Origin of the sequence: Ideonella aquatica (assembly GCF_018069755.1) — a bacterium.
Classification (GTDB): Bacteria; Pseudomonadota; Gammaproteobacteria; order Burkholderiales; family Burkholderiaceae_C; genus Ideonella; species Ideonella aquatica.
Map to the genome: position 1 here is coordinate 1 of NZ_JAGQDE010000051.1, position 8205 is coordinate 8205.

The 8205-nt window shown below is 67.7% G+C and carries 5 protein-coding genes; 3 read left to right on the forward strand and 2 right to left on the reverse strand.

What is annotated here, in order from left to right; all coding sequences use genetic code 11:
- A partial coding sequence (locus KAK06_RS24620) for a cadherin-like domain-containing protein (RefSeq protein ID WP_210804675.1) occupies window positions 1-2459 on the forward strand: 2459 nt, incomplete at its 5' end.
- 100 nt (window positions 2460-2559) lie between these two features.
- On the opposite strand, the gene KAK06_RS23855 is transcribed toward KAK06_RS24620, so the two are convergent.
- Window positions 2560-4482, reverse strand: coding sequence for an EAL domain-containing protein (locus KAK06_RS23855; protein ID WP_210804676.1), 1923 nt, complete (start codon window positions 4480-4482; stop codon window positions 2560-2562).
- A gap of 52 nt (window positions 4483-4534) precedes the next feature.
- Entirely contained in the window at window positions 4535-5152 is a 618-nt protein-coding gene (locus KAK06_RS23860; protein WP_247653101.1) for a transglutaminase-like cysteine peptidase, read from the reverse strand.
- 275 nt (window positions 5153-5427) lie between these two features.
- Here KAK06_RS23860 and KAK06_RS23865 point away from each other — a divergent pair, with 275 nt between their 5' ends.
- Both KAK06_RS23865 and KAK06_RS23870 read left to right on the forward strand, forming a co-directional pair.
- Window positions 5428-7245 carry a TolC family outer membrane protein gene (locus tag KAK06_RS23865; protein ID WP_210804678.1) on the forward strand — a complete coding sequence of 606 codons (1818 nt, stop codon included), beginning with the start codon at window positions 5428-5430 and terminating at the stop codon, window positions 7243-7245.
- 220 nt (window positions 7246-7465) lie between these two features.
- On the forward strand, window positions 7466-8205 hold a 740-nt coding region (locus KAK06_RS23870; RefSeq protein ID WP_210804679.1), incomplete at its 3' end, for a tetratricopeptide repeat protein.

Sequence of the window (8205 nt, forward strand, 5' to 3'; positions counted from 1 at the left end):
ACGGCAGCTTCACCTTCACCCCGGCGCTCAACTACAACGGCCGCATCCCCGAGGCCACCTACACCATCACCGATGGCAAGGGCGGCTTCGACACCGCCAAGCTGATCCTGGGTCCGGACATCATCGATGTCAACGACGCGCCCAACGCCACCGACAACCAGTACGACGTCACCGAAGACACCGTGGTCAATGGCAACGTCATCACCGACCCGGTGGCCGACTCGGATGTGGACGGCGACGCCCTGACTGTCACCGAGTTCGCCATTGATACCGATGGCGACGGCGTGGCCGAGACCTTCGCCGCCAATGCCACGGCCGAGATCCGTAACGCCCTGGGCGTCGCGATCGGCACGCTGCAGGTGCGCACCGATGGCTCGTTCACCTTCACGCCCGCCAAGGACTACGACGGCAGCATCCCTGAAGCCACCTACACCATCACGGATGGCCATGGCGGCTTCGACACGGCCAAGCTGATCCTGGGGAGCGACATCATCAATGTCGACGACCCGTCGGTGCTGCTGGCCGACACCCAGACGGTGCTGGAGGACACGGTGGCCTCCGGCAACGTGCTGATCAACGACAGCGACATCGACAATGTCCTGACGGTGGCCAGCTTCGCGATCAACGGCGTGAACCACACTGCGGGCGACACCGTCCAGCTGTCCGGCATCGGCAGCTTCCAGCTGAACGTGGACGGCACCTACACCTTCACACCGGTGGCGAACTGGTCGGGCGACGTGCCGGTGGTGACCTACACCACCAACACCGGCTCAAGCAGCACGCTGGACTTGCATGTCACGCCGGTGGCGGACAAGCCCAACCTGGTGGTGAACAACCCGCTGATCGCCGGCTCCATCATCTTCAGCAACAGCTGGGAGGCGAACGTCAATGAAGGTATCGACCCCAGAACAGGCCGCTTCACCAGCACAGCGAACACCGGGGTGAGCGAGTTCGAGGGCTGGACCCGTGTCGATGAAGGTGAGAACCGGCCTGGCGGGGCCAACGGCTTCGAGATCTGGACCAACTTCGACGAACAGGGTTACACCCAAAGTACCAACCCCGACGAGTGGGTGTTCAGTCGGGTTGTCGCTGCGGCCGGCAACGGTGACGACATCCTGGAGCTCAACGATGCGGGCACCTACAACGACGGTACGAACGACATCGCCCTGGCCCAGACCCTGGGCATCAGCCGCTCGGTGGCCACCGAGTCGGGTCAGATCTACGAGCTGTCCTTCGACTATGCCGGCCGCCCCGGCTATCTCGCACCGTTCACCACCTTCGGCTTCTATGTCGACGGCGTGCTCGTCCGGGAGTACTCCGCCACCAGCCCGGACGCCTACCTGGATTGGAAGAACGTCAAGTTCCACTTCGAAGGCGACGGCCAGACCCACATCCTGGAGATCCGAACCAACCGCAGCCAGACCGAACTGGGCGGCCGCGGCGCGATGATCGACGACATCTCGGTGGCCTCGGTCGGCTCTGGCGTGGTGAACGCCAATGGCGGCACCTACACCGGTGTCAACCTGGCCCGCTATGTGAACACCAGCCTGGTGGACACCGACGGTTCCGAGAGCCTGACCCTGACCTTCTCCGGTCTGACGGCGGGCAGCTCGATCGTCACCTCGGGCAACACCTACAGCGTGGATGCGAACGGCAACATCACCATCCTGGGATCGGAGCTGGCCAGCGCGGTGCTTCGACTGCCCACCACGCTGAGTGGCCACATCACCTTTGGTGTGCAGGCCACCGCCACCGAGTCGGGCAATGGTGACAGGGTCAGTACCGACGTCAGCCAGATCGACCTGAACATCATGTCGCGTCTGACCGAGCGTGACATCACCGGTGAAAACCTGAACAACCTGTTCGGCACCCTGGGCAACGACAACCAGACCGGCACCGCCATTGCTGATCGCTTCATCGGCAGCGACGGCAACGACACGCAGAACGGCAACGCCGGGAATGACGTGTTGGACGGTGGCGTCGGGATCGATGTCCTCAACGGTGGTGACGGCAACGACACGATCTGGGGTGGTACCGGCAACGACACCATGTCCGGTGGCGCCAACAGCGACACCTTTGCCTGGACGCTGGCCGACCGCGGTGCCACGCATGAGGACACGATCACCGACTTCGATGCCGCGGCCGCGGCCTCGGGCGGCGATGTGCTCGACCTGCGCGACTTCCTGGTGGGTGAGTGGGTGTCGACCAGCTCGGTCAACAACCTGCAGAACTACCTGGACTTCGACACCACCACGACGCCGGGCACCACGACGATCCACATCAGCTCGATCGGTGGCTTCGTGAACGGCGTCTACGACCCGGGCAAGACCGACCAGACCATCACGCTCTCCGGCGTGGACCTGCGCAACGCGCTGGGTCTGAGTGGCACGGCGACCGACGCCCAGGTCATCCAGGAACTGCTCAACCGCAACAAGCTGCTGACCGACAACGGGACCTGATCCCCAGCGGATCAACCCGCCCTGGCCAGTGGCCGGGGTCTGGCAGGGCCGGCTCCTCTTCGCGAGGGTCCGGCCCTGTTGTCTTGTCAGGCCCGCCTGGTCAGGACGCCTGGTCTTGCAGTAGCCGGCCGATCACCGGCCCGGTGAGGCCGTCCAGCGTGCAAGTCCACAGCGCGGCGGCATCGGCCTCGTCACCCACGCCTTCAGCGAACACCTGCAGGCCGATGCCGTGCAGCATGCGCGCGATGCTCTCGACATGCTCCTTGCGGGCGCTGTCGGCACTGACGCCTTCGATCAGCGAGGCATCGAGCTTGACGAAGTCCAGGCCCGCCTCCAGCAGCACGCCGGCATCACCCAGTTCATGACCGGCGTGCTCCAGGCCGAGGCGGGCGCCTCGCGCATGGGCCAGCGCGGCCAGCTCGCGCACCGCCTGCAGCTGACGCAGTGCGCCGGACTCGGCCATCTCCAGCCACAGGCCCGGGGCCGCCTCGCGGCGCTCCCACAGCAGCGCCCGCAGGCTGGGCAGGAAATCGGCCTCGCTCAGCGAGCCCGGACTGATGTTGACCGCCCGCGGCACACCGTCTTGGGCAATGGCGCTCAGGGCCTGGGTCACCGCGATCAGGTCGATACGGTCCATCTGCTGCACGCGGCGCGCCATTGGCAGCCACTGCGCGGCGGGCAGCCACTCACCGCCCTCATCCAACTGCATGCGCAGCGGGCACTCGCGGTGCACCTCGGACAGATCAGCCGCCACCAGCGGGAATTCCATCAGCCGCACACGCCCTGCGACGATGGCCGCATCGATGCGCTGGCGCCAGGCCTCCTGGCCCAGCACCAGACCTTCGCCAGAGTCATCCACTTCCACCGCAAAGGCACCGCGCGACTCGGCACGCGCCAACGCCTGGTCAGCCGCAGCCAGCAGAGAGGACACCGGCGCCGCATGCCACCAGCGCACCGCCCCCACCACGGCCGACGAATCGACGCCGTGCTGGCGCAGCACGCCGCGCAGGCGTGCGCCGACGTCGACCGCCGGTTCGCGCAGCGAGCCGGCATCCGGCAGCAGCATCGCGAAATCGGAACCATTGAGCCGCCCGACCTCGGGCTGCGGGTTGCGCGCCGCGGATTCGATCAGCGCAGTGGCGGCGTCGCGCAGCAGCGCGTCGGTACCGGCATGGCCCAGGCGGCGGTTGAGGCGCTGCAGATCGGTCAGCCGGATCAGCAAGAGCGCACCGGAGGCCGGACCGTCCTCGCTGCCCAGCACGGCCTTCAGGCGGCTGAGGAAGTGCGTGCGGTTGGACAGCCCGGTCAATTCATCGCAATTGGCCCGGCGGCGCAGCTGGTCCACCTGCCCGGCCTGCTCGTCGAACATGGCCTTGAGCCGGGTCACCATGCCGTTCATCGCGCGGGTCACGTCGCGCAGCTCGGGCACCTGGGGCTCGCTGACCGTGACGAAGCGCCGCTCGGTCAGCGCCGCCGCCTGGGCCACCACCGCCTCCAGCGGCTGGCGAATGCGCCGTACACCGGCCCAGGCGAGCGCGCCGGTCAGCAGCGCCAGCAGCGCCAGCAACCCCGTGGTGACCTGGGCACCGCGCCACAGTTGTTCATAAGCGTAGCTGACCTGGCTGACCACCTCCAGCCGGCCGATCTGCTTCCAGCCGTCGCCCACCTGCGACACGCCGGTCGCCGGCTCGATGCGCAGCAGCTCGATGAACCACTCCGGTGCGGCCGAGGCGCGCGCCGGCGCCACCCGGCTGGACAGCCGGCTGCCGTCGGCCGCCAGCAGCTCGATGCGCTGGTAGGCGCCGGTGTCGAACTGCGAGGCCAGCATCAGATCGATGGCCGTGCGGTCGCCCCGCTGCTGCCCCAGTGTCAGGGCCAGGGCCTGGGCGGTGTCGTTGTTCTTGGCAGTGAGCTGGGTCTGCAGGTACTCGCGGGCCGTGCTCAACGACACACCCACCGCGCCGAGAAAGGCCACGGTCAGCGTGACCACCAGCAGGAGCCAGACTTGGCGGATCAGGGACATGCTTCCTCCGTGCCGGGGTTATACCCCGTCGCGAGGCTCACCAAGACCGTCATCAGAAGCCCTCCTCACGCGCTTTTCTCAAGACGGTGGCCCAGCGCGACAGGCGTTCGGTGGCCGCCCCCCTCACCGGCGAGCTCCCCACGCCCTCCCAGATGGCCTCGGCGTTGAAGCTGAACACCGGGGTCAGGTCCGGCCGCGCCGAGGCAGGCCGCAGCCCGGGCACCAGGTTGTCCAGCACCCAGGGGTCGGCATCCGGCGTCGGATAGTAGGCCAACACCATGTGCGGCACCGCCAGCCCCAGGTCCATGGCGCGGACATACACCAGTCTCAGTTTCTTTTGCGAAACTCCAGAGGCTACCAGCGTGAAATATTTTGCAATCGCAAAATCTTCGCAATCGCCGGCGCCGCGCGCCAGGGTCTCCAAAGGGCTGGCCCAATGGTCGTTGACGCCGTACAAATCCGCATCCGAGCGGAATCCGATGCGCAGGTTATAGAAATCATTGACCGCTGCCACCCGGCCAGGTTCGTCACGAGCCGGCATCTGCTGCACCAGTTCCTGCACCGCCACCGCGTTGCGCAAGGCCAGCTCGCCCAGCGGCTGCGCCCCGCGCAGCAGGCGCTGGCTGTCCCAGGCCATGCCGGCGCCCACGCGCAGGCACAGCAGCAGCATCAACAGCAGGCTGCACACCCCCCACGCCACCCGCGTGGCGCGCGGGTGCGAGGGCGAGACACAACCATGGGGACGCGGATCCATCCCCTGACTTCGGCAGCCGGACCTGGGCTCTTGAGCCGGGTTCGTGGTAGAAATGTGGCAACCCGACCACAAGCGGCAGGTTGAAAGCCACGCCGCCCCATCACTTTCCCTGCCCCCCTAGGATACGAATGGGTTAGCTGCGTGCAGCTCCATTACATTCGGTCACCGTCGTCGAACCCCCTAGTTCAGTCATGAAGCGAACCATTCTCTGCCTGAGTGCCACCGCCCTCGCCTGTGCCTCCGTCTTCGCCCAGAACGCTGCGGTCACCACCGCCGCCCAAAAGGCCATCGAGACCAGCCCCGATGTCGCGGCCAAGCTGAACGCGCTGCGTGCCTCGATGGACGAGGTCGACGTGGCGTCTGGTGCGCTGCGCCCCAAGATCGACCTTAGCGCCGACGTCGGCCGCAACAACGACACCATCAGCGGCCGCATCGGCGCCGACACCCAGAGCCTGAACCGCTCCGGCGTCGCCCTGACCGCCACTCAGCTGCTGTGGGATGGCTTCATCAGCAGCAGCGAGGTCGGCCGTGCCCGCCACAGCAAGCTGGCGCGCTACTTCGAGTTTGCCGATGCCACCGAGCAGGCCGCGCTTGAGGCGGGTCGCGCCACCTTCGACGTGCAGCGCTTCCGCACCCTGGTGGCCCTGGCTGAGCAGAACTACGTGCAGCACAAGTACGTGCACGACCAGATCCAGTCGCGTGTGAAGGCCGGCGTGGCTCGGGGCGTCGACCTCGATCAGGCAGCGGCCCGCCTGGCGCTGGCCGAGTCCAACCTGGTGACCGAGAAGGCCAATCTGCATGACGTGACCGAGCGCTACCGCCGCATCGTCGGCGACATGCCGCCGGCCGGCTCGCTGTCGGGCCAGGCGGTGCGCACGCTGCCGGCCTCGCAATCCGCTGCGCTGGAATCCACCGCCATCAACAGCCCGGTGGTGTCTGCTGCGATCGAGAACCTGCGTGCCGTCAAGGAGCAGGCCTCGGCGCGCAAGGGCGCCTACCAACCGCGCATCGAGGCTCGCCTGCGCGCCGGTGCCGGCCACAACTTCGACGGCGTCGAGAACCAGAAGCGCGACATCCTCGGCCAGATCGTGCTGAACTGGAACCTGTTCAATGGCGGCGCCGATGACGCCCGCCAGCGCCAGACCGCCAACCTGATCAACCAGGCCCATGACCTGCGTGACAAGGCCTGCCGCGACACCCGTCAGACCACCGCCATCGCGTACAACGACGTCGGCAAGCTGGGTGAGCAGCTGGCCTACCTGGAGCGCAATGTCGCTGCCATCGAGAAGGCACGTGACGCCTACCGCCAGCAGTTCGACATCAGCCAGCGCAGCCTGCTGGACCTGCTGAACGCCGAGAACGAGGTCTACACGGCCCGCCGTTCGCTGGCCATGGCCGCGGCCGACCTGGAGGTGGCGCGCCTGCGCACGCTGGCCTCGATGGGCAGCCTGGTCTCGGGCCTGGGCCTGTCGCGCGACGACGCCCGCAAGCAGGCCATGGGCAACGAGGAGTGGAACGCCGGTGAAGACGCCGCTGGCCGCTGCCCGCTGAACCCCACCACGCTCAACACCACCTCGCGCGAGGATCTGGACGCCCGCGCCCGCGCCATGGTTCAGCCCTCGGTGCCGGCGGCCGTGCCGCCCGCGCCCACGCCGCCCAAGGCCGCTGATGCACCGGCCACGATCGCCGAGCAGCGTCTGCGCGACTGGGCGGCCGCCTGGATGTCCAAGGACATCGAGCGCTACTACACTTTCTACAGCCCGAAGTTCGGCCCGATGAAGGCCAACAAGGACAAGTGGATGTCCGAGCGCAAGCGCCTGGTCACCAAGCCGGGCGAGATCACCGTGCAGCTGGACGACATCCAGGCCAAGACGGTGTCGCCCACCCGCGCCGAGACCACCTTCAAGCAGACCTACCGCTCGTCCAACTACAACGACGTGATGGTCAAGACCCTGACCTGGGAACTCTCGGGCAAGGACTGGCTGATCGTGCGCGAGACCAACCGCTGATGAGCGACCGGCCTGCCCGGTCCGCAGTACAAGGGCGCGCCGTGTGGCGCGCCCTTTTTTCAGGGCGAGTCAGGTCGAGTGGCCCGTGTTTTTCGATAGACTCCGAAGACAGCGCCCAGGCTGGTGGTGGCCCGTGTCAGACGGCATGTTCCATCCTCTCGGTGCCGCTCCGGCGGCCCGTCGCCAGCGCCCACCCATTCGCTTCCGCTCCAGCACAACGATGAAGTCCTCCCAACGCCCGACCGTGGTTCGTACCCTGGGTGGCCTCGCCGCCGGCCTGCTGATGCTGGCCCCGGCCCTGGTGGTCGAGTCCGCGCTGGCCCAGACCGCCGCCTCGCAGCCGGCCACCGATGTGGCCGAAATACAGCGCCTCATCAAGGACGGACAGCACGCCCAGGCGCTGAAGCTGATCGACGAGAGCCTGTCGCGCAACCCGAAGGATCCGCAGATGCGCTTCCGCCGCGGTGTGGCGCTGTCGATGCTGGACCGCAAGGCCGAGGCGCTGTCGGTGTTCCAGAAGCTGGTGGAAGACCACCCCGACATGCCGGCGCCCTACAACAACATGGCCGTCATCTATGGCGCTCAGGGTGAGTACGAGAAGGCCCGCGCCTCGCTGGAGCGCGCCATCCGCACCAACCCGGCCTACGCCACGGCCTACCAGAACCTGGGCGACGTCTATGCCCAGTTGGCCAGCCAGGCCTACACCAAGGCGCTGCAACTGGACAAGAACGACAGCACCTTGCCGCCCAAGCTCTCGTTGCTGCGCGAGCTGACCGCCTCCAGCGCGCCGGCGGCCTCTCCCGCGCCTGCCAAGCCCACGCCGACCCCGGCACCGGCGCCGCAGCTGCCTCCGCCGCCACCCGCCGCAGCGCCGAAGCCGGCACCCGCGGTGCCGCCCGCTCCGGCGCCGGCCGCCAGTGTGGCTGCGGCCCCCAAGCCGGCCGCCTCGGTCGCCGCGGC